General features: G+C 70.5%; 17 protein-coding genes. 8 read left to right on the forward strand and 9 right to left on the reverse strand.

Annotated elements, in window-relative coordinates:
• Positions 1–219 precede the first annotated feature (219 nt).
• Both CCR97_RS12970 and CCR97_RS12975 read left to right on the forward strand, forming a co-directional pair.
• Positions 220–1,977, forward strand: coding sequence for an ABC transporter permease (locus CCR97_RS12970; protein WP_111359197.1), 1,758 nt, complete (start codon positions 220–222; stop codon positions 1,975–1,977).
• Positions 1,974–3,113, forward strand: coding sequence for an ABC transporter ATP-binding protein (locus CCR97_RS12975; RefSeq protein WP_111359198.1), 1,140 nt, complete (start codon positions 1,974–1,976; stop codon positions 3,111–3,113). Before CCR97_RS12970 ends, CCR97_RS12975 begins: the two co-directional genes overlap by 4 nt.
• 27 nt (positions 3,114–3,140) lie before the next feature.
• Here CCR97_RS12975 and CCR97_RS12980 read toward each other — a convergent pair whose 3' ends face one another.
• Positions 3,141–3,449 (reverse strand): hypothetical protein, encoded by a 309-nt coding sequence (locus CCR97_RS12980; protein WP_111359199.1) that lies wholly within the window; start codon positions 3,447–3,449, stop codon positions 3,141–3,143.
• 94 nt (positions 3,450–3,543) lie between these two features.
• On the opposite strand from CCR97_RS12980, the gene tldD reads away from it, so the two are divergent.
• Positions 3,544–4,965: a metalloprotease TldD gene (tldD, locus tag CCR97_RS12985; protein WP_111359200.1), complete on the forward strand. Its 1,422-nt coding sequence runs from the start codon at positions 3,544–3,546 to the stop codon at positions 4,963–4,965.
• Positions 4,966–4,983: 18 nt separating this feature from the next.
• Here tldD and CCR97_RS12990 read toward each other — a convergent pair whose 3' ends face one another.
• Positions 4,984–5,562 carry a hypothetical protein gene (locus tag CCR97_RS12990; protein WP_201159543.1) on the reverse strand — a complete coding sequence of 193 codons (579 nt, stop codon included), beginning with the start codon at positions 5,560–5,562 and terminating at the stop codon, positions 4,984–4,986.
• 391 nt (positions 5,563–5,953) lie between these two features.
• Between CCR97_RS12990 and CCR97_RS12995 the strand changes: the two genes are divergently transcribed.
• On the forward strand, positions 5,954–7,327 hold the full coding sequence (locus CCR97_RS12995) for an LVIVD repeat-containing protein (protein ID WP_244670428.1): 1,374 nt from the start codon (positions 5,954–5,956) through the stop codon (positions 7,325–7,327).
• Between the two features lie 137 nt (positions 7,328–7,464).
• On the opposite strand, the gene CCR97_RS13000 is transcribed toward CCR97_RS12995, so the two are convergent.
• Positions 7,465–7,755 carry a hypothetical protein gene (locus CCR97_RS13000; RefSeq protein ID WP_111359394.1) on the reverse strand — a complete coding sequence of 97 codons (291 nt, stop codon included), beginning with the start codon at positions 7,753–7,755 and terminating at the stop codon, positions 7,465–7,467.
• A gap of 213 nt (positions 7,756–7,968) precedes the next feature.
• Here CCR97_RS13000 and CCR97_RS13005 point away from each other — a divergent pair, with 213 nt between their 5' ends.
• On the forward strand, positions 7,969–8,889 hold the full coding sequence (locus tag CCR97_RS13005) for a DMT family transporter (protein WP_244670422.1): 921 nt from the start codon (positions 7,969–7,971) through the stop codon (positions 8,887–8,889).
• A 115-nt stretch (positions 8,890–9,004) separates the two neighbouring features.
• Here the strand turns inward: CCR97_RS13005 and CCR97_RS13010 are convergent, their stop codons facing one another.
• From CCR97_RS13010 to CCR97_RS13030, 5 genes are all read right to left on the reverse strand, one after another.
• Entirely contained in the window at positions 9,005–9,883 is an 879-nt protein-coding gene (locus CCR97_RS13010) for a 3-hydroxybutyryl-CoA dehydrogenase (RefSeq protein WP_111359395.1), read from the reverse strand.
• Positions 9,884–10,120: 237 nt separating this feature from the next.
• Positions 10,121–11,068 (reverse strand): electron transfer flavoprotein subunit alpha/FixB family protein, encoded by a 948-nt coding sequence (locus CCR97_RS13015; RefSeq protein WP_201159544.1) that lies wholly within the window; start codon positions 11,066–11,068, stop codon positions 10,121–10,123.
• Position 11,069: 1 nt separating this feature from the next.
• Positions 11,070–11,819: an electron transfer flavoprotein subunit beta/FixA family protein gene (locus tag CCR97_RS13020; protein ID WP_201159545.1), complete on the reverse strand. Its 750-nt coding sequence runs from the start codon at positions 11,817–11,819 to the stop codon at positions 11,070–11,072.
• 156 nt (positions 11,820–11,975) lie between these two features.
• Entirely contained in the window at positions 11,976–12,557 is a 582-nt protein-coding gene (locus tag CCR97_RS13025; protein WP_201159546.1) for a cob(I)yrinic acid a,c-diamide adenosyltransferase, read from the reverse strand.
• Between the two features lie 104 nt (positions 12,558–12,661).
• Positions 12,662–12,856 (reverse strand): twin transmembrane helix small protein, encoded by a 195-nt coding sequence (locus tag CCR97_RS13030; RefSeq protein ID WP_111358569.1) that lies wholly within the window; start codon positions 12,854–12,856, stop codon positions 12,662–12,664.
• Between the two features lie 186 nt (positions 12,857–13,042).
• Between CCR97_RS13030 and CCR97_RS13035 the strand changes: the two genes are divergently transcribed.
• Both CCR97_RS13035 and CCR97_RS13040 read left to right on the forward strand, forming a co-directional pair.
• Positions 13,043–14,206, forward strand: coding sequence for a trans-sulfuration enzyme family protein (locus CCR97_RS13035; protein ID WP_111358570.1), 1,164 nt, complete (start codon positions 13,043–13,045; stop codon positions 14,204–14,206).
• Positions 14,203–15,144, forward strand: a complete 942-nt coding sequence (locus CCR97_RS13040; protein WP_170145941.1) for an NAD-dependent epimerase/dehydratase family protein — start codon at positions 14,203–14,205, stop codon at positions 15,142–15,144. The genes CCR97_RS13035 and CCR97_RS13040 overlap by 4 nt, the downstream gene beginning before the upstream one ends.
• Positions 15,145–15,432: 288 nt before the next feature.
• Here CCR97_RS13040 and CCR97_RS13045 read toward each other — a convergent pair whose 3' ends face one another.
• A complete protein-coding gene (locus CCR97_RS13045) occupies positions 15,433–15,885 on the reverse strand; it encodes a baeRF12 domain-containing protein (protein WP_111358572.1) in 453 nt (150 codons plus the stop codon).
• A gap of 241 nt (positions 15,886–16,126) precedes the next feature.
• Here CCR97_RS13045 and CCR97_RS13050 point away from each other — a divergent pair, with 241 nt between their 5' ends.
• Positions 16,127–19,249, forward strand: a complete 3,123-nt coding sequence (locus CCR97_RS13050) for an EAL domain-containing protein (protein ID WP_170145942.1) — start codon at positions 16,127–16,129, stop codon at positions 19,247–19,249.
• The last annotated feature ends 485 nt before the right edge of the window (positions 19,250–19,734 follow it).

Below are 19,734 nucleotides of genomic sequence, written 5' to 3' on the forward strand. Positions count from 1 at the left end.
GCAGCTTGCTCGCATGACCGCCCCGATGCAGAGCGCAGTCCTTCCTTCTCCCCGCGCGCGGGGAGAAGGTGGCGCGCCGCCGTGCGGCGAGCCGGATGAGCGGGCGCTTCCACAAATCGCGAATGCTCGGCGTCCGGGCGGCGCCCCCTCACCCCACCCCTCTCCCCGCCTGCGGGGAGAGGGAGCGCCAGCGCTGCGGCCATCCATGCAGAGCGCGCCATGACACCCCTCGCGCCGACGATCTCTGCCGAAGCGGCACCTCGTGCGCGCGCCGCCCTGGCCACGCCCGGCCAGTGGGCCGTGGCGGCTGCCATCGTCGCGTTCCTCGCCGTCGCGCTGGTGATCCCGGTCGGCACCGTCGTCTGGGTCGCCTTCACCGAAAAGGGCACCGGCACCTTCACGCTGGTCAACTTCTACGATTTCGCCCGCACCGATCTCCTGGTGCGCTCGACCTGGAACTCGATCATCGCCGCCGCCATGACGGTCGCGCTGGCGACCGTGCTGGCGCTACCCCTCGCCGTGATCACGACGCGCTTCGACTTCCGCGGCGCCGCGCTGGTGCAGACGCTCGGCTTCCTGCCGCTGATCATGCCGCCCTTCGTCGGCGCGGTCGCCATGCAGCTCGTGTTCGGCCGCAGCGGCACCATCAATCTCCTGCTCGGCGATTGGTTCGACATCGAGATCCCGTTCATGGAGGGGCTGAACGGCGTCGTCTTCGTCGAGGGCGTGCACTACTTCCCGTTCATCCTGCTCAATCTCTCGACGGCGCTGCGCACCATCGACCGCAGCATGGAGGAGGCGGCCCAGAACCTCGGCAGCTCGGGCCTGCGGCTGTTCCGCCGCATCGTCTTCCCGCTCGCCATGCCGGGATACATCGCCGGCGCCTCGCTGGTGTTCGTCAAGGTGTTCGACGATCTCGCGACCCCCCTCCTCCTCAACGTCAAGGACATGCTCGCGCCGCAGGCCTATCTGCGCATCACCTCGATCGGCATCGCCGACCCGATGGGCTACGTGATCTCGGTCGTGCTGGTGCTGCTGTCGGTCTCGGCGATCGCGCTGTCGATGCTCGCCATGCGGGGCCGCGACTACGCGACCGTGCAGCGCGGCGGCGGCGGACTGGAGAAGCGCCGGCTGCGCCCCTTCGAGCACGTGGTCGCCTGGGGCGTCGTCGTCCTCATCCTGGTGATCGTGCTCGCCCCGCACGCCGCCCTGCTGATGCTGTCGCTCGCCACCGTGTGGTCGTACAGCCCGCTGCCGGACGGTTTTACGCTCGCGCATTACGCCCGGGTGTTCGGCGATTCCTCGGTCTACATCACCAACACGCTGCTCTATGCGTCGCTCGCAGGGATCATCGACGTGGTGCTGGGCGCCGCGATCGCCTATCTGGTGCTGCGCACGAAGCTGCCCGGCCGGCAGTGGCTCGACTGGATCGCGATGGCGGCCGTCGCGGTGCCGGGCGTCGTCATCGGCATCGGCTACCTGCGCACCTTCTACGGCATCGATGTCGGCGGCGTGCCGCTCGCCACGCTGTGGATCGTCATCGTTCTGGCGCTCGCGGTGCGCCGCCTGCCCTACGCGCTGCGCGCCTGCTACGCCGCGCTCCAGCAGGTCTCGGTGTCGCTCGAGGAGGCGGCCGAGAACCTCGGCGCCACCAAGGCCCGCACCATCCGCCGCATCGTCGTGCCGCTGATCTCGGGCGGCATGCTCGCCGGATTCATCTCGTCCTTCGCCACCGCCTCGGTCGAGCTCGCCGCGACGCTGATGCTGGTGCAGTCGAACTCCGACGCGCCGCTCGCCTACGGGCTCTACGTGTTCATGCAGTCGCCCGCCGGCCGCGGGCCGGGCGCGGCGCTCGGCGTCATCGCCGTGGTGCTGGTGGCGGTCTGCACCTTCCTGTCCCACCTCGTGGTCGAACGCCAGCACCGCCGCCAGAGCCGCGGCGCCGCGGGCCCGGCCATCCCCGGAGCCACCGGATGACTGCGCTCGCCGTCGACACCCTCGCGACGCCCTCGGTCGACATCGCCATCGAGCATGTCGATCTCTGGTACGGCTCGAATCACGTGCTGCGCGACGTGGACCTGAGGATCGAGCCCGGCGAGTTCTTCGCGTTTCTCGGGCCGTCGGGCTGCGGCAAGACCACGCTCTTGCGACTGATCGCCGGCTTCAACCAGGCCGACCGCGGCCGGGTACTGATCGCCGGTCGCGACGTCTCCGGCCTGCCGCCGTGGAAGCGCGACGTCGGCATGGTGTTCCAGTCCTACGCCCTGTGGCCGCACATGACGGTCGAGCAGAACGTCGCCTTCGGACTGGAGGAGCGCCGCCTGCCACGCCAGGAGATCAGAAAGCGTGTCGCCGCCGCCCTCGATCTCGTCGGCCTCGGGGGGCTCGAGAAGCGTCGGCCGGCGCAGCTCTCCGGCGGCCAGCAGCAGCGCGTCGCGCTCGCCCGCACCATCGTGGTCGAGCCGAAGGTGCTGCTGCTCGACGAGCCGCTGTCGAACCTCGACGCGAAACTGCGTGGAGAGGTGCGGCGCGAGCTGCGCGAGCTGCAGCAGCGCCTCGGCCTCACCGCGATCTTCGTCACCCACGACCAGGAGGAGGCGAACACGATCTGCGACCGGATCGCCGTGATGAAGGACGGCGCCGTGCAGCAGGTCGGCGCCCCGACGGCGCTCTACGACGCGCCGAGGAACCTGTTCGTCGCCGGCTTTCTCGGCACCACCAACATCCTGGACGGCCGCGTGGTCCGCGACGGCGCTGCGGCGGCCTTCGAAACCGCAGCCGGCACCATCCCCTTGCCCGCAGGCGCGCTCCCGTCCGGCGAGCCGCCGCCCGGGGCGAAGCTCGTCTTCCGCCCGCACCACGCGATCCTGTCGCGCCCGGACGCTCCGCCGGCGGAGGGTCGCGCGCGAATTTCCGGCACGATCCGGTTCAAGGAGTTCTTGGGGGCGACCGAGCGTTACGGCATCGCGGTCGGCGCCTCCATGACCGGCGCGATCGAGGGCGCCGCGATCCTGGTCGACCTCACCCACGGCACCGCCCCGGCCGGCCTCGCGCCCGGCACCGCCGTCGCGATCGACATCGCGACCGACCGCCTGCACGTGCTGGGAGAGTGAGGCGGCCCCCCCCGGCGGCCTCTGCGGTTACGCGGAGACGCGGTTCCGGGCCGCCCACCAGGCGTCGCGGAGGCCGGGCGCGACCTCGTAACGATCGCCGTCGCGCTCATACCATCCGCCATCGGCCAGAGGTCGGACTGCGCCACTTCCGATCCCATGCACGGCCCGGGTGACATGGGAGAGCGCTGAAACGACGAGGTCTTTCGATCCGTACTTTGCCTCGATGGCGCCGGCGTGGAGCCGGCCGGCGACGATGTCGTCGATGACGTCGACGTACTGCGGGTTTCGTTGATTTGCCGTCTCGATCACCGTCTCCACGGCGCTGATCCAGTCCATGGCTCCTCCTCTCCTGGTGGTCCGATGCCCCCTCGCGCCGGCGCGTCGGACCCACTATCTTCCGGGCAACCGTTTCCGCAACGAAAGATCCGCCATGACCGCCACGACCTCGCTGATCGACCGCGCCGGGCTCGACCGGACCAACGTGTCGCGCCTGATCGCGCGCGGCCTCGACGGGGCCGACGACGGCGAGCTGTTCCTGGAATACCGCCAGTCCGAGATGCTGGTGTTCGACAACGGCCGCCTCAAGCAGGCGACCTACGACACCACGCAGGGGTTCGGGCTTCGCGCCGTCAAGGACGAGGCGGTCGGCTACGCCCACGCCTCCGACCTCTCGGAAGAGGCGATCGGCCGCGCCGCCGACGCCGTGAAGGCGGTCAAGGGCGGCTACACGGGCACGTTGGCGGCGGCGCCGCCGCGCACCAACGCGAAGCTCTACACCGACGCCAATCCGCTCGCCGGCATCGCCTTCGCCGACAAGGTGCGGCTGCTGGAGACCATCGACGCCTACACGCGCGCCAAGGACCCGCGGGTTCGCCAGGTGACGGCGTCGATCGCCGCGACCTGGCAGGCGGTCGAGATCGTGCGGCCGGACGGCGAGAGCTATCGCGACGTGCGGCCGATGGTGCGGGTCAACGTCTCCGTCGTGGTCGGTGACGGCGATCGCCAGGAGACCGGCAGCCACGGCTATGGCGGGCGCGCCACCATGGAGCAGTTCGTCAGCGACGCGGCCTGGCAGGGCGCGGCCGACGACGCGGTGCGTCAGGCGCTGGTGAACCTCGAGTCGATCCCGGCCCCGGCCGGCGAGATGGACGTGGTGCTCGGCCCCGGCTGGCCCGGCGTGATGCTGCACGAGGCGGTCGGCCACGGCCTCGAAGGCGACTTCAACCGCAAGAAGACCTCGGCCTTCGCGGGCCTCCTCGGCCAGCAGGTCGCGGCAAAAGGCGTCACCGTGATCGACGACGGCACCATGGCGTCGCGCCGTGGTTCTCTTTCCATCGACGACGAGGGCACGCCGACCAACCGCACCGTGCTGATCGAGGACGGCGTCCTGGTCGGCTACATGCAGGATCGCCAGAACGCCCGGCTGATGGGCATGGCCCCGACCGGCAACGGCCGCCGCGAGAGCTTCGCCCACGTGCCGATGCCGCGCATGACCAACACCGTGATGACGGCGGGCAGCCACGACCCTGCAGAAATCCTCGCGTCGGTGAAGAACGGCATCTACGCCGTGTCGTTCGGCGGCGGGCAGGTCGACATCACCTCGGGCAAGTACGTGTTCCAGTGCACCGAGGCGTACCGGATCGAGGACGGCAAGGTCGGCGCGCCCGTGAAGGGCGCCATGCTGATCGGCAACGGCCCGACCGACCTCCACCGCGTCACCATGATGGGCAACGACCTCGCCCTCGACCACGGCATCGGCACCTGCGGCAAGAACGGCCAGGGCGTCCCGGTCGGCGTCGGCCAGCCGACGCTGCGCATGGACCGCATCACGGTCGGCGGCACCGGCGGCTGAGGCACACCCTCGTCCTGATCACGATCCGAGTGCGGCGCGCGCCCATGTGAGCGCCGGCGGGCTCGCGAGAAACCCGCGCACGCGCTCCCGCACCGCCGGCGTGATGCCGGCGGCGCCGATCGCGGTCGCCACCATCACGTTGCACTGTGCCGAGAAGGCGACGGCCAGCACGGTCCCGGCGGGATCGCTGCGACCCGCCAGCGCATAGGCGCGCATCCAGCCCGGCATCTCGCCGACCGCCACGCCCCGCCCCGCCTCGGCGGGCGCGAAGCGCGGCGCCAGGAGGTCGACGTCGCCGACCCGGTCCATCTCCTCGTCGTCGGCGACGCCGGTCGTGCAATTGCAGAAGCCGATCTTCGGGCGGACGAAGATCGTGATCTCGCTGCCGCAGTCCGCTGCGCTACAGCGGAAGGCGCGGCCGAGACCCCACTGATCCATCGCGAAGGGCCACGCGGTCTCGACGAAGCGTGGCGCCGTCTCGGCCACGGTGCCGGCGGGTGGTCGCCGGTCGTCCGTGCCCGACGTCGCCGCCGGGCCGTCCCCGGCCAGCAACGCGGCGAGCAGCAGCGCGCCGCCGGTCGCGCCGCTCCAGAACACCGATCGGCTCGCTCTCCCGCGGGACCTCATGCGGGCCCTCCCGGCCGGCAACGGCGCACCTCTGCTGATCACGTCCGGGACCGACGCGTCGCGATCTTCGCGGTCGGCCGACCACGGATGATCGCCGGCTTCGGCGCCGGTGTCGAGCCCGAGGCCCGATCGCGGGATCAATGTATGCAAACCCTGCAGACCTCACCATCGATTGACACGGGGTGCCGCACGATCGATTGCGCCGGCGGGCCGACCTGCTTAGGCTTCCCTCCAACAAACAAACGACCAAACAAGACCAGGGAGGAAGCGCATGATCGGACATTATAACACCACTGTGTCCGCGATCTGTCTGCTCGCGGTGCCGCTCGGCCTCGCGTGCAGCGCAGCGAGCGCCGGCCAGATGCAGAAGCTCGGCGATCCGCCGGAGGCGATGAACATGCGCCTCGTCGGCCACAGCGACCTGCAAGCCCGCAGCGCGTACCAGCCCACCATCGCCAAGCAGGGCGATCGTTACATCGCCTATGTCGGCCACCACGGCGGCACCGATGCGGTGCCGAAGCCCGTCAACCCGACGACCGGCCAGCCGGAGTTCAACGGCACCTCGATCGTCGACGTGACGGATCCGAGGAACCCGAAATACCTGAAGCACATGCCCGGCTTGGAGGGTCTCTACGAAGGCGGCGGCGGCCAGATGACCCGCGTCTGCGCCGGCGCGTCGCTGCCGAAGGGCGACCGTGACAAGTTCTATCTGCTCCGCGTGTTCGGCGGCCAGGCGCACGAGATCTGGGACGTGACGAAACCCGAGGAGCCGAAGCTGATCACGCGGCTCGACGGGCTGCGCGACACCCACAAGAGCTTCTGGGAGTGCGACACCGGCATCGCCTATCTGGTCTCGGGCGCGCCCGGCTGGCGCACCCGCCGCATGAGCCAAGTCTACGATCTCTCCGATCCGGCCAACCCGAAGAAGATCCGCGACTTCGGCCTGCCCGGCCAGGAGCCCGGCGCGACCGGCCCGGTGGCGACCGAGCTGCACGGCCCGATCTCGACCGGCCCGTCGGGCAACCGTGTCTATTTCGGCTACGGCACCAACAAGGGGGGCGTGCTGCAGATCGTCGACCGCCAGAAGCTCCTGGAAGGTCCCGCCGAGCCGACGCCCGAGAACATGAAGGCGCCGGAGATCGGCCGGCTCGAGCTGCCGCTCACCGGCGCCCACACGGTGTTCCCGCTGCTCAAGATGCCTATCGCCGAGTTCAAGAACGACAAATTCGGCGCGACCCGCGACATCGTGATGATCGTCAACGAGTCGCTGATCAACGAATGCCAGGAGGGCGAGGCGCGCCAGATGGTGTGGTTCGCCGACGTCACGATCGAGCGGCGGCCGATGATCATCTCGAACTACACCGTGAAGGAGGCCTCGGGCGATTTCTGCTCGCGCGGCGGCCGCTTCGGCTCGCACTCCTCCAACGAGAGCACGGCCCCGGTGTTCAACAGGAAGCTCGCCTTCATCACCTGGTTCAACGCCGGCGTCCGGGCGCTCGACATCCGCGACCCGTTCAATCCGCGCGAGGTCGGCTACTTCATCCCGGCCATCACCGAGGCGACCGACAAGCGCTGCATCAAGGTGAACGGCGAGGAGCGCTGCAAGACCGCGATCCAGAGCAACAACGTCGAGACCGACGACCGCGGCTACATCTACGTCGTCGATCGCGCCAACACCGGCATGCACATTCTCGAGGTGACCGGCGAGCCCCGCAGCATCGCCGGCCTGCCGTGAGCTGAAGCACGGCCTCCGTGTCCCGGGCGCGGCGCGACGCGCCTTGTCCAGGGCACGAGGCCGAACACCGGGAGAGCTGGTTCATCTCTCGGGTGCGCCAGCCGCGACTTGCAGCAGGCACCCCATGCGTGCGCCGCTCACACCTCGATGTCGAGGATCCGCCCGACCACGCCCTTCGGCACCGTCGCGGTCGGCGCGGGGCGCTGTGCCACCGTGGCCTGCTGGGTCTGCGTCGTCTGGCTCCGGCTCTCGGCCGGCGGGGCGGCGCCGCCCGCCTTGATGGCGCGCTCGATCACGTCGCCGAGCGTTCGCTCCTGATAGGACGGCTGGCTCTCCGGCACCTGACGGGCGTAGCGCTGCGTCATGTCCGACTGGGCGCGGCGCACCGCGTCGAGCCAGGCGGCGGTCAGTCCGGTGGTGAGCTCCATGGGCATCTCCCGGGTGACACAACTCCTCCGTGCCATTGCGGCGCACGACCGGTTGACGAGTCCTGAACGTCGGGGTCCGGCGCGGCGCACTCCCCGGTGCCCCGGTTAACGAAAGCTTGCCGGGCGACGCCCGCCCGGGCGTTGCTCTCACGACATGCAGAAAGGGTGCGTTTCGCTGTCGCGTCGGCCGGTCTTCGCCCTTAAAAGGAAGACATGCGCCAAGGCCCCGTCCTGACCATGTCGCCCGGCGACTGGCTGATGCTCGTCGCCCTCTCCACCCTGTGGGGGGCGTCCTATTACTTCGCCAAGGTGGCGGTGGCCGAGGTGCCGCCGATGACCATCTCGCTGGTCCGCGTCGCGGTCGCGGCGCCCATCATGCTGGCGCTGTGCTGGCGGGCCGGCGAGCTCGCCGGCATGACGCGCCACTGGGTGCCGTTCCTGGTGATGGGGTTCCTCAGCAACGCCGCCGCCTTCGCGCTGATCTCGTGGAGCCAGCGGCACATCGGCAGCGGCCTCGCGGCGATCCTCAACGCGACGACGCCGCTGTTCGCCATCGTGCTCGCCCATCTCACGACCCGCGACGACCGCATCACCCCGGCCCGCACGGTCGGCCTGCTGCTCGGCCTCGTCGGCGTCGCCGTGATGATCGGCCCGGCAGCGCTCGGCGGGATCGGCGGCCACATCGCCGGGGAGATCGCCTGCCTCTTGGCGGCGTTCCTGTACGCGGTCGGGGCCATCTATGCGCGCCGCTACAAGCACCTGTCGCCGAACCAGATGGGCGGCGGCCAGGCGGTCGCGGCGATCGCCCTGATGCTGCCGCCGGTGCTGCTCTTCGACCAGCCGTGGACGCTGCCCCTGCCCTCGTGGCCGACCGTCGCGGCGCTGGTCGCGCTCGGCGCTTTCTCGACCGCGCTCGCCTATGTGCTGTATTTCCGGGTGCTGGCGCGGGCCGGGGCGACCAACACGCTGCTCGTCACCTTCCTGATCCCGGTCAGCGCCATGCTGCTCGGCACCGTGCTGATGGACGAGCGTCTCGCCGCGCACCAGATCGCCGGCATGCTCGGCATCGCGGCCGGCCTCGCCGCGATCGACGGACGGCTGTGGAAGATGTTTATGAGGTGGCGGAAGCGGTGATGCGCTCGCGACGGGTAGGGTGGGCAAAGCGAAGCGTGCCCACGCCGTCCAACATCGATTCCATCGTCCGCGTGGGCACGACGCGCCTTCGGCGCGCCTTTGCCCACCCTACGGGTCAGCGCGTCGGAACCGGCTTCTCGCCGCGATAGTCGTAGAAGCCGCGCTGGGTCTTGCGGCCGAGCCAGCCGGCCTCGACGTACTTCACCAAGAGCGGGCACGGCCGGTACTTGGAGTCGGCCAGCCCCTCGTGCAGCACCTGCATGACCGACAGGCAGATGTCGAGGCCGATGAAGTCGGCGAGCTGCAGCGGGCCCATCGGATGGTTGGCGCCGAGCCGCATCGCGGTGTCGATCGCCTCGACGGTGCCGACGCCCTCGTACAGCGTGTAGATCGCCTCGTTGATCATCGGCATCAGCACACGGTTGACGATGAAGGCCGGGAAATCCTCGGACACCGCGACCGTCTTGCCGAGCCGCACGCAGAACGCCTTGGTCGCCTCGTAGGTGACGTCCTCGGTGGCGATGCCGCGGATCAGCTCCACCAGCTCCATCAGCGGCACCGGATTCATGAAATGAATCCCGATGAAACGCTCCGGCCGATCGGTCGAGGCGGCGAGCCGCGTGATCGAGATCGACGAGGTGTTGGAGCCGATCATCGCGTCCGGCTTGAGGTGCGGACAGAGCTGACCGTAGATCTTGCGCTTCACGTCCTCCTTCTCGGTCGCCGCCTCGATCACCAGGTCGCAGTCCGAGAAGCCGTCGTAGGAGACCGACGGCACGATGCGGGCGAGCGCCGTCTGGCGCTCCGCCTCGGTGATGCGGTTGCGCCGCACCTGCCGGGTCATGTTGCCGTTGATGGTCGCGAGCCCGGCCTTGACGCGGTCCGCGCTGACGTCGTTGAGCACCACGTCCAGTCCGGCCAGGGCGCAGACATGGGCAATCCCGGTGCCCATCTGCCCGGCCCCGATCACGCCGACCTTGTCGATATTCGTCATGTCACCTACCCGAGGGACTGGCGGTCCAGGCTCTCGGGCCCGCCGGGGGACGGGCCCGGCCATGGACCGGGAAGCTCTTATATCGCCAGTCTCGGCCGCCCGCCACGGCCGTGATGCCCGGACCGGGCCTCGGCGGGCGGTGCCGCGGCCGCCGTCGGGGTGACGGCGGCCGGATTCGCGCAGGTCGTGCAGCAGACGTCGGCCAGACGTCGCTTGCCCGGCTTCACTCGCCCGGCGTCACTTGCCCAGCTTGGCGAGCTCCTCCTGGAGCTCGGGCAGGATCTTGAAGAGGTCGCCGACGAGGCCGTAGTCGGCGACCTGGAAGATCGGCGCCTCCTCGTCCTTGTTGATGGCGACGATGACCTTCGAGTCCTTCATGCCGGCGAGGTGCTGGATCGCGCCCGAGATACCGATTGCGACATAGAGCTCCGGCGCCACCACCTTGCCGGTCTGGCCGACCTGCCAGTCGTTGGGGGCGTAGCCGGCGTCGACGGCGGCGCGCGAGGCACCGACCGCGGCGCCGAGCGTGTCGGCCACCGGCTCGATGTACTTGGCGAAGTTCTCGCGGCTCTGCACGGCGCGGCCGCCCGAGACGACGATGCGGGCCGAGGTCAGCTCCGGACGCTCCGACTTCGACAGCTCCTCGCCCACGAAGCGGGAGATGCCGGGGTCGGCCACGGCCGCGACCGGCTCGATCGGTGCCGCGGCGCCGCCGGCCCCGGTCGCCTGGAACGACGAGATGCGGACCGTGATCACCTTCTTGGCGTCGCGCGACCGCACCGTCTGCACGGCGCTGCCGGCATAGATCAGCCGCTCGAACGTGTCGGGACCGAGCACCTTGATGATCTCGGACACCTGCATGACGTCGATGAGCGCGGCGACACGCGGCATCACGTCCTTGCCGATCGCCGTCGCCGGCATCACGAGCGCGTCGTAAGCCGGCGCGAGTGACACCAGGAGCGCCGCCAGCGGCTCGGCCGTCTGGTGGGCGTAGCGGGCGTCGTCCGCCGTGATCACCTTGGCGACGCCGTCGAGGGCGGCCGCGGCCGCCGCGACGCCCGCGACATTCTGACCGGCGACCAGCACGTGGACGTCGCCGCCGAGCGCGCGCACCGCGGTCAGGGCCTTGGCGGTGGCGTCCTTGAGGGTTCCGCCGTCGTGTTCCGCAACCAGAAGGTTCGCCATCTCACAGCACTCCGGCTTCGTCCTTGAGCTTCCCGACCAGCTCGGCGACCGAGCCGACCTTGACGCCGGCCTTGCGGCCGGCCGGCTCGACGGTCTTGAGGACCTCGAGCCGCGGCGCCACGTCGACGCCGTAGTCGGCCGGGGCCTTCTCGGCGATCGGCTTCTTCTTCGCCTTCATGATGTTGGGCAGCGAGGCGTAGCGCGGCTCGTTGAGCCGCAGATCCGTCGTCACGATCGCCGGGCCCTTGAGCGCGACCGTCTGCAGGCCGCCGTCGACCTCGCGCGTCACGGTGACGCCGTCACCTTCGAGCACGACCTTGGAGGCGAACGTGCCCTGCGGCCAGCCGAGCAGCGCGGCCAGCATCTGGCCGGTCTGGTTGCAGTCGTCGTCGATCGCCTGCTTGCCCATGATGACGAGGCCGGGCGCCTCCTCGGCGACCACCTTGGCGAGGATCTTGGCCACCGCCAGCGGCTCGACGATGCCGTCCGTCTTCACCAGGATGCCGCGGTCGGCGCCCATGGCGAGCGCGGTGCGGATGGTTTCGGCCGCCTGGGCCGGGCCTATCGAGACGGCGACGATCTCGGTCGCCTTTCCGGCCTCCTTCAGCCGGATCGCCTCCTCGACGGCGATCTCGTCGAAGGGATTCATCGACATCTTCACGTTGGCGAGCTCGACGCCGGATCCGTCCGGCTTCACTCGCACCTTCACGTTGTAGTCGACGACCCGCTTGACTGTGACAAGGACCTTCATGCTGCATGACTCCCGCGGCGGCGGCGCAACCTATGGCCCGGTTCCGGGGCTGTCAACGCGACTTCCGCAGTGCCGCAGGGGACCGCCGGGCCTGTCTGGAAAACCTTCAAGCTGCGACGAAATTTCCGCCCGGGCGGGCGCCGCCCGGCGCCCCGCTCAGCGGTTCCGGCCGGGCTGCCACAGGACGTCGGCGGCGCCACGATCGTTGGCCCACCGCGCCGCGACGAACAGGAAGTCCGACAACCTGTTGACGTATTTGAGCGCCGGCCCGGACACCGTCTCGTCGGGCCGGTCGGCGAGCTCTGCCATCAGCCGCTCGGCCCGCCGGCACACGGTGCGGGCGACGTGCAGGGCGGCGGCCGCCGGGGTGCCGCCCGGCAGGATGAAGGAGCGCAGCGGCGCGAGATCGGCGTTCAGCGCGTCGATCTCGCGCTCCAGCCGGGCGACCTGCTCCTCGCTGACCGCGAGCCGCGCCCCGCCCGGCCCCTTGCCGGCCTCGCCCGGCATGCACAGGTCGGCGCCGAGATCGAACAGGTCGTTCTGGATGCGCGCCAGCATGGCGTCGAGCTCCGGCTCGGCCGCGGTGGAGAGCCGGGCCACGCCGAGCGCCGCATTGGTCTCGTCGACCGTGCCGTAGGCGGCGATGCGCAGGTCGTGCTTCTTGCGCCGCTCGCCGGTGCCGAGTGCCGTGGTGCCGTCGTCGCCGGTGCGGGTGTAGATGCGATTGAGCACGACCATGGGGCTTGTCCTGCGAAGGTCCGGTCCAGTCGGGTCTCTACGGTGGCGGGACCGTAACGGATTTCGGCGCCCGGGCAATGCCGGTGCGTTTTTTCGGGCGCCCGCTACCGGCCCATCGCCCAGATGGTCGCCATGATCACCACGATGGCGACGAGCTGCAGCACCACGCGCCAGCGCATCAGCCGCTGCGAGGTCGACGGCGAGCCGCCCCGCAGCATGTTGACGAGGCCGAGGAGGAGCACCACGGCGACCGCGCCGATCGCCACCGGGACCGCATACATGCTGAGCGCGTGGGCCATGCGGGGGCGTCCTCTCTGCAATCGGCCGTGGCCGAGTCGCGACCGCCGCGGGCCGCGGCACGAGGCCACCATATAGGGATGTTTCGCCGGGCGGGAATGGTGGCGACACCTCTTGTGCCAGGCCGGCCTTCGCGCCACTACGGGGCGACGGCGCCCACCGGCGCCACCGCAAATCCCGGACCCCTGATGGCAAAGCCTCCGACGCCCCCGAAGCCCCGCACGCTCGCCGCCCAGGCGCTCGGCGCCGTCGAGCCCGTGACGCGCGCGATCGTGCCGCCCGTGCACGTCTCGACCACCTATCTGCGCGATCCCGACAACGCCTATTCGTCCGGCTACGTCTACGGCCGGCCCGACAACGCGACCGTGCGCCAGGCCGAGGGCGTGCTGGCCGCGCTCGAAGGCGCCACGGCGGCGATGCTGCTCGGCTCCGGCCTGTCGGCCGCGACCGCCGCCGTGATGGCGCTGCCCGAGCCCGGCCACATCGTCGCGTCGCAGGTGATGTACTGGGCGTTCCGCGACTGGCTGGTGCGGGAGGCGCCGCGCTACGGGCACACGGTCACGCTGGTCGACACCACCGATCTCGCCGCCGTGCGGGACGCCGTGGTGCCCGGGAAGACCCGGCTGGTGTGGATCGAGACGCCCGGCAACCCGCTGTGGACCATCACGGACATCGCCGGCGTCGCGGAGATCGCGCACGCGGCCGGCGCCAGGGTGGCGGTCGACTCGACCGTCGCCACCCCGGTGTTCAGCCGGCCGCTGGCGCTCGGCGCCGACCTCGTGATGCACTCGGCGACCAAGTACCTGAACGGCCATTCGGACGTGATCGCCGGCGCACTCGCGACCCGGGATCCGGATGACGCCTGGTGGACCCGCATCGCCGAGCTGCGCGCGCGTCTCGGCCTGATCCTCGGGCCGTTCGAGGCGTGGCTGCTGCTGCGCGGCCTGCGCACCCTCGACGTCCGGGTGCGGGCGCAATCCGAATCCGCCGCCCTGCTCGCCACCTGGCTCGGCCATCACCGCGGCATCGAGCGGGTGCGCTATCCCGGCCTGCCGCATCATCCGGGGCACGCGATCGCGACCCGCCAGATGACCGGCTACGGCGCCATGCTGTCGGTCGACGTGCTCGGCGGCGAACAGGCAGCGATCGCGATCGCGGTCGCGGCCGCCGTGACGCTGTGGAAGCGGGCGACGTCGCTCGGCGGCGTCGAGAGCCTGATCGAGCACCGCGCCTCGATCGAGGGGCCGGGCTCGCCCTGCCCGACCAACCTGCTGCGCCTGTCGGTCGGCCTGGAAGATCCGGAGGACCTCTACGCCGATCTCGACCGGGCGCTGGGGAGTGTCGCGTCGTGAGCGGGCGGGTTCTCGTGCTGGGTGGCGCCGGCCGGCTGGGCCGCGCGAGCGCGGAGGCGTTCCGTGACGCCGGCTGGCAGGTCGCGAGCCTGGTGCGCGGCAGCGCCGCGTCCCGCATCGCGCCCGACACCGAGCTGATCACGCTCGACGCCCGCGACACCGAGTCGGTCGTCAAGGCGGCGCAGGGCGCCGACGTGGTGCTGCACGCCCTCAACGTCCCCTACACGCGATGGGAGGCGGAGGCGTTCGGCCTGGCCGAGACCGCCATCGCGGCGGCGCGCGCCGCCGGCGCGACCCTGATGATGCCCGGCAATGTCTACGGCTACGGCGCCGGCATGCCGCCCGTGCTCGACGAGGACACGCCGATGCGGCCGACCTCGCGCAAGGGAACGATCCGGGTCGCCATCGAGGAGCGGCTGCGGGCCGAGGCCGAGACCGGCCTGCGCACCATCGTGCTGCGCACCGGCGACTTCTACGGCGGCGATGCCGGCGGCTGGCTCGACCGTGTCGTCCTCAACCACATCAGCCACGGGCGGCTCGCCTATCCGGGGCCGCTCGACGTCGTCCACACCTGGGCCTACCTGCCGGACGTCGCCGCGACGGTCCCGAAGCTCGCGGCGGTGCGCGACGCCGTGCCGCCCTTCGCGGCCTACGGCTTCGCCGGCCACGCCGTGACGGGCGACGAGCTCTTGAAAGCGATCACCACGGCGCTCGGCCGGTCGTTCAAGATCGACCGCATGCAGTGGTGGATGCTGCGCCTGCTGGCCCCGCTGGTGCCGGTGTTCCGCGAGCTGACCGACATCGCCTATCTGTGGACGGTGCCGCACCGCATCGACGAGCGGCGGCTGGCCGCCGCGATCGGGCAGGTTCCGCACACGCCGTTCGAGGCGGCGCTGGCCGCCGCCCTCTACGAGCTCGGCGCGACGCGGCGGGCGTGACGCCGCCCGGCATGTTTGATGGGTCATTCCGAGGCGCGGACCACCGCAGGTCCGCGAACCCGGAATCCAACCCCGGTGTCCGAGCCCGCGGCTGGATTCCGGGTTCGGCGCGTTGCGCCGCCCCGGAATGACAGGTCGCCGAGTCTCGGCTCTCGAGGATTCGAAGTGCGCCCCGCCCTCCGCTCATGCCCGCGCAGGCGGGCATCCAGGGCGTCTTGCCGTATCTCCCCTGGGTCCCCGCCTTCGCGGGGACGAGCGGACCGCGGTGCCTCCGTCCGGCCGAACGGCCTATGCCGCCTTCAGATGCTTCTCGATCTCGTAGACCGGCAGCTTGGTGAGGTCCTTGTCGATCTCGGCCACCACCACGGCCTTGACCTCGTTGTGCAGGGCGCGCCGCAGTTCGGCGAGCGTCTTGGGCGGCGCGGCGATCACCAGCGCCTTCACCTTGCGATCGCGCACCAGGCGGTGCAGTGCGGCCGCCGACTCCTTGGCGAAGCGCTGCTCCTCCATCACGTGCCAGTCGGTCTGCTCGACGCTGCTGCGCCGCGCGCCGACGCTGGCGAAAGCGCGGCCGGGCGAGTCGGTGCCCTGCTCGCGGGCGGCCGGGTTGTCGGCATCGACGAAGACCTGCTCGGTACGCAGATTGGGGAACTTCTCGTCCCCCTCGTTGCGCAGGACGAGCGCCTTGCGCCCATCCGCCACGAAGACGAAGGCATCATGCGGAATGTTGAGCTTGGTCATAGGGTTCGCCTCTCCTTACGCGAAGGCAAGCCCGCATCAGGATAGGCGCATCGGAGCCGCGGTCAATCCGTGACGCGCGAAGACGCCATTCGGCAATCGACACAACACATCGTCAAACATAACGATCTTTTACCATTGGTTAGCCGCGTGCCTTAAGACCGGGGAGGTAGCCGGTCGGCGATTGTCTCGGCATTAGGCGAGACAGGCGATGACAGGCGGCCGGGCGAGAACGTCCCCACGAGTGACGGGTATCAGATTGCGGCTGCTGGGGTTGATCCTCGTCGCCGTGCTGCCGCTCATCGCCGCCATCGCGGTCGGTCTCCATCGCGACTGGGTCAGCGACATCGACACGGCCGGGCAGCAGGTCGAGGCGCTGGCGCGCCGCGCCGCCGGTCGCTACCGCGAGGCACAGCTCGAGGCGCGGACCCTGCTCGACATCGTGAGCTTCGTTCCGGAGGTGACACACGGGTCGCCCGAAAGCTGCAACCGCTACCTCGCCCAGATCGAGCGCACGCGTCCGTGGTCGGAAGGCCTGCTGGTGCTCGACCGGGCCGGCCGCGTCGTCTGCCACACGGCGCCGGGCGGCATCGGCCTCGACGTCTCCGACCGCGACTACTTCAAGATCGCGATGGCCGAACGCAGGTTCGTCGTCAGCGACGTCATGACCAGCCGCATCACCGGCGCGCCGGTCACCCTCCTGGTGCTGCCGATCCTGGACGAGAACGGCACCGTCGTTCGGCTGGTCGGGATGGCCCTGCGGCCGACCTGGCTCGACAAGATCGTGCAGGAGAGTGCCGACGGGTTGGACCCGAGCTTCTGGCTCGTCGACTCCGCCGGCCGGCTGATGGCGTACGCCTCGGGGGACCGCGGCACCTCGGCGACGAAGGCGCTCGACCCGGAGATCGCGCGGCGGCTGACCGCCGTCGCGGACGCCTGGACGCCGGGCACACCGGCCGAGGGGCCCAGGCGTATCTATGGCGTGGTTCAGCTGCCGGAATCGGGCGGTCGCATCGTCGCGGCCGTCGACCGCAGCACCGCGCTCGCCCGGGTGGAGACGAAGATCGGCCGCGGCGTGCTCGTCTCGGCCGGTGCGCTGGCGCTCGCCGTGATCCTCGCCATGGGCGTCGCCCGCGGCATCGCGGCGCCGCTCGAGCGACTGACCGAAGCGGCGCGCGGCGCGCGCCGCTTCCAGGACGTCGACCTGCCGGTGCTGCGCGACTACGCCGAGGTGGAATCGCTGTCGCAATCGCTCCAGGCCCTGCTGCGCGACAATCGCGACCGCGAGGCGGCCTTGCGCACGGCACGGGGCGAGGCGGAGCGCGCGTCCGAGGCGGAGCGGGCCGCACATGCGCGCCTGCGCGAAGCCATCGAGGCGGTGCCGGTCGGCCTCGCCTTCTTCGACGCCGAAAACCGCTTCGTCGTGTGGAACCGGTTCTACGAGGACCTCTACGCCGCCAATCCGATGCCGCTGGCGCCCGGCCTGCGGCTCGAGGATCGCCTGGGGGAACGGCTGAGGGCCGGCCTGATTCCGGCGGCGGTCGGTCGGGAGGAGGAATGGCTGGCCGAACGCATGGCGAGCTTCCACGCCCATGCGGGCAGCCACGAGCAGCGCCTGCCGGGCGACCGCTGGCTGCGCGTCGAGGAGAGGCGGACCAGCGACGGCGGCTCGATCGGCATCCGCATCGACATCACCGAGCTCAAGCGCAGCGAGCAGTCGTTCCGCCTGATGTTCGACGCCAATCCGGTGCCGATGTGGGTGTTCGACTGCGAGACCCTGCGCTTCCTCGCCGTCAACGACGCCGCCGTGCATCACTACGGCTGGAGCCGCGAGCAGTTTCTCGCCATGACGGTGCTGGACCTGCGCGATCCCGCCGACCACGCCGCGGTCCGGCTCGCCGCCCGGTCGCCGGAGCCGTCGCGCGGCGAGCATGTGTGGCGGCATCGCCGCGCCGACGGCAGCGAGATCCTGGCCCAGCCGTTCACGCGGATGCTCTCCTACGACGGCCGGCCGGCCAAGCTGGTGGCGTCGATCGACGTCACCCAGCAGTCCCGCGACGAGGAGCGGATCCGTCGCCTCGCCCATTTCGACAGCCTGACCGAGCTCGCCAACCGCACCCTGTTCCGTGCCCGACTGGAGGAGGCGGTCGCCCGCGATCGTCCGGACGGCGAGGGGCTGGCGCTGATCTGCATCGACCTCGACGGCTTCAAGGACGTCAACGACACGCTCGGGCACCCGATCGGCGACCGGCTCCTGAAGCACGTCGCCGACCGCCTGCGCGGCTGCGTGCGCGAGCAGGACACCGCGGCCCGCATCGGCGGCGACGAGTTCGCCGTCGTGCAGGACGGGATCACCCGCACCGAGGACGCCGGGCAGCTCGCCGAACGGCTGATCGCGGTGATCAGCACCCCCTATCTCATCGAAGGCCACGCCATCACGGTGACGCCCTGCGTCGGCATCGCCACCACGCTGGACCGCGACAGCCGCTCGCCCGACGATCTCCTCAACCACGCCGACATGGCGCTCTACCGCGCCAAGGCGCGCGGGCGCCGGACCCATTGCTTCTTCGAGCCCGAGATGGACGCCCAGCTCAAGGCGCGCCGCGCCCTCGAGCTGCATCTGCGCGCCGCCCACGACGCCGAGCAGTTCGAGGTGCACTACCAGCCCTGGGTCGATCTGCGCAGCGGCACCGTGAAGGGCTTCGAGGCGCTGCTGCGCTGGACCCATCCGGAACGCGGCCCGGTGTCGCCGGCCGAGTTCATCCCGATCGCCGAGACCATCGGCCTGATCGTGCCGCTCGGCGAATGGGTGCTGCGGCGGGCCTGCGCCGACGCGGCCCGCTGGCCCGACACCGTGGACATCGCCATCAACCTGTCGCCCCTGCAGTTCCGCTCGGGCGACATCGTCGGGACCGTGAAATCCGTCCTCGCCGACAGCGGCATCGATCCGGCCCGGCTCGAGCTCGAGATCACCGAGACGGTGCTGCTCGAGGACAGCCCGACCAATCTCGCGACCCTCCACGCGCTGCGGGCGCTCGGCGTGCGCATCGCGATGGACGACTTCGGCACCGGCTACTCGTCGATCGGCTACCTGCGCCGCTTCCCCTTCGACAAGATCAAGATCGACCGCTCCTTCGTCAGCGAGCTGCCGAACGACATCGACTGCCTGACCATCACGCGCGGCATCACCGAGCTCGCCGCCGGGCTGGGCATGAGCACGATCGCCGAAGGAGTCGAGACGATCGAGCAGCAGGAGATCCTGCGCGCCATCGGCTGCACGCTCGGCCAGGGCTACCTGTTCGGCCGCGCCATGCCGGCCGCGATGTCCGAGACGCTGGCGCACAGCCGCCGCACCGTCGCGGCGTGAGATCTGCCCGGCGCGGCGCGGGCCGGGCCGTCAGCGACGTACCCCCGACGACGGCTGTCCACCGACGTCGCTCCGCGCTCCGCTCATCCCCGCGAAGGCGGGGATCCAGAGCCCCGTTCCGTGACGCACCTGAGTCCCCGCCTTCGCGCTACGGGATGCACACATCTCAGAAAGCTGAGAAGTTTCAGTGAGGGGCAAACACGCCGGCTGCCCCCTCCGCCGTCGTCGCCGGGCTTGACCCGGCGACCCATCTCGCTGCGAGAGAGTGCTTTCAGGCGAAGGCGATGGATGCGCGGGTCGAGCCCCATAGGCGCTAAGATAAGGGGATTCCCGTCGGACCCGGGATGTGATTCAAGCTGGAGATGGCAAGGAACCATCTTGATTCGACCGAGTGGGATCGGCTCGTCGAGGGGCTCGGTGGTGAAGCGGCACTGACCGCGTCGGCTCGGGAGCTGAAGGCGTTCGTGCGCGCCCGCGGGATTCGC

Origin of the sequence: Rhodoplanes elegans, from assembly GCF_016653355.1 — a bacterium.
Taxonomy (GTDB): Bacteria; Pseudomonadota; Alphaproteobacteria; order Rhizobiales; family Xanthobacteraceae; genus Rhodoplanes; species Rhodoplanes elegans.

Bases quoted from the DNA above. Each gene is read 5' to 3' on its own strand.
- CCR97_RS12970 (WP_111359197.1), top strand. From the start codon at position 220: ATGACACCCCTCGCGCCGACGATCTCTGCCGAAGCGGCACCTCGTGCG.
- CCR97_RS12975 (WP_111359198.1), top strand. From the start codon at position 1,974: ATGACTGCGCTCGCCGTCGACACCCTCGCGACGCCCTCGGTCGACATC.
- CCR97_RS12980 (WP_111359199.1), bottom strand. From the start codon at position 3,449: ATGGACTGGATCAGCGCCGTGGAGACGGTGATCGAGACGGCAAATCAA.
- tldD (WP_111359200.1), top strand. From the start codon at position 3,544: ATGACCGCCACGACCTCGCTGATCGACCGCGCCGGGCTCGACCGGACC.
- CCR97_RS12995 (WP_244670428.1), top strand. From the start codon at position 5,954: ATGCAGAAGCTCGGCGATCCGCCGGAGGCGATGAACATGCGCCTCGTC.
- CCR97_RS13000 (WP_111359394.1), bottom strand. From the start codon at position 7,755: ATGGAGCTCACCACCGGACTGACCGCCGCCTGGCTCGACGCGGTGCGC.
- CCR97_RS13005 (WP_244670422.1), top strand. From the start codon at position 7,969: ATGCGCCAAGGCCCCGTCCTGACCATGTCGCCCGGCGACTGGCTGATG.
- CCR97_RS13010 (WP_111359395.1), bottom strand. From the start codon at position 9,883: ATGACGAATATCGACAAGGTCGGCGTGATCGGGGCCGGGCAGATGGGC.
- CCR97_RS13015 (WP_201159544.1), bottom strand. From the start codon at position 11,068: ATGGCGAACCTTCTGGTTGCGGAACACGACGGCGGAACCCTCAAGGAC.
- CCR97_RS13020 (WP_201159545.1), bottom strand. From the start codon at position 11,819: ATGAAGGTCCTTGTCACAGTCAAGCGGGTCGTCGACTACAACGTGAAG.
- CCR97_RS13025 (WP_201159546.1), bottom strand. From the start codon at position 12,557: ATGGTCGTGCTCAATCGCATCTACACCCGCACCGGCGACGACGGCACC.
- CCR97_RS13030 (WP_111358569.1), bottom strand. From the start codon at position 12,856: ATGGCCCACGCGCTCAGCATGTATGCGGTCCCGGTGGCGATCGGCGCG.
- CCR97_RS13035 (WP_111358570.1), top strand. From the start codon at position 13,043: ATGGCAAAGCCTCCGACGCCCCCGAAGCCCCGCACGCTCGCCGCCCAG.
- CCR97_RS13045 (WP_111358572.1), bottom strand. From the start codon at position 15,885: ATGACCAAGCTCAACATTCCGCATGATGCCTTCGTCTTCGTGGCGGAT.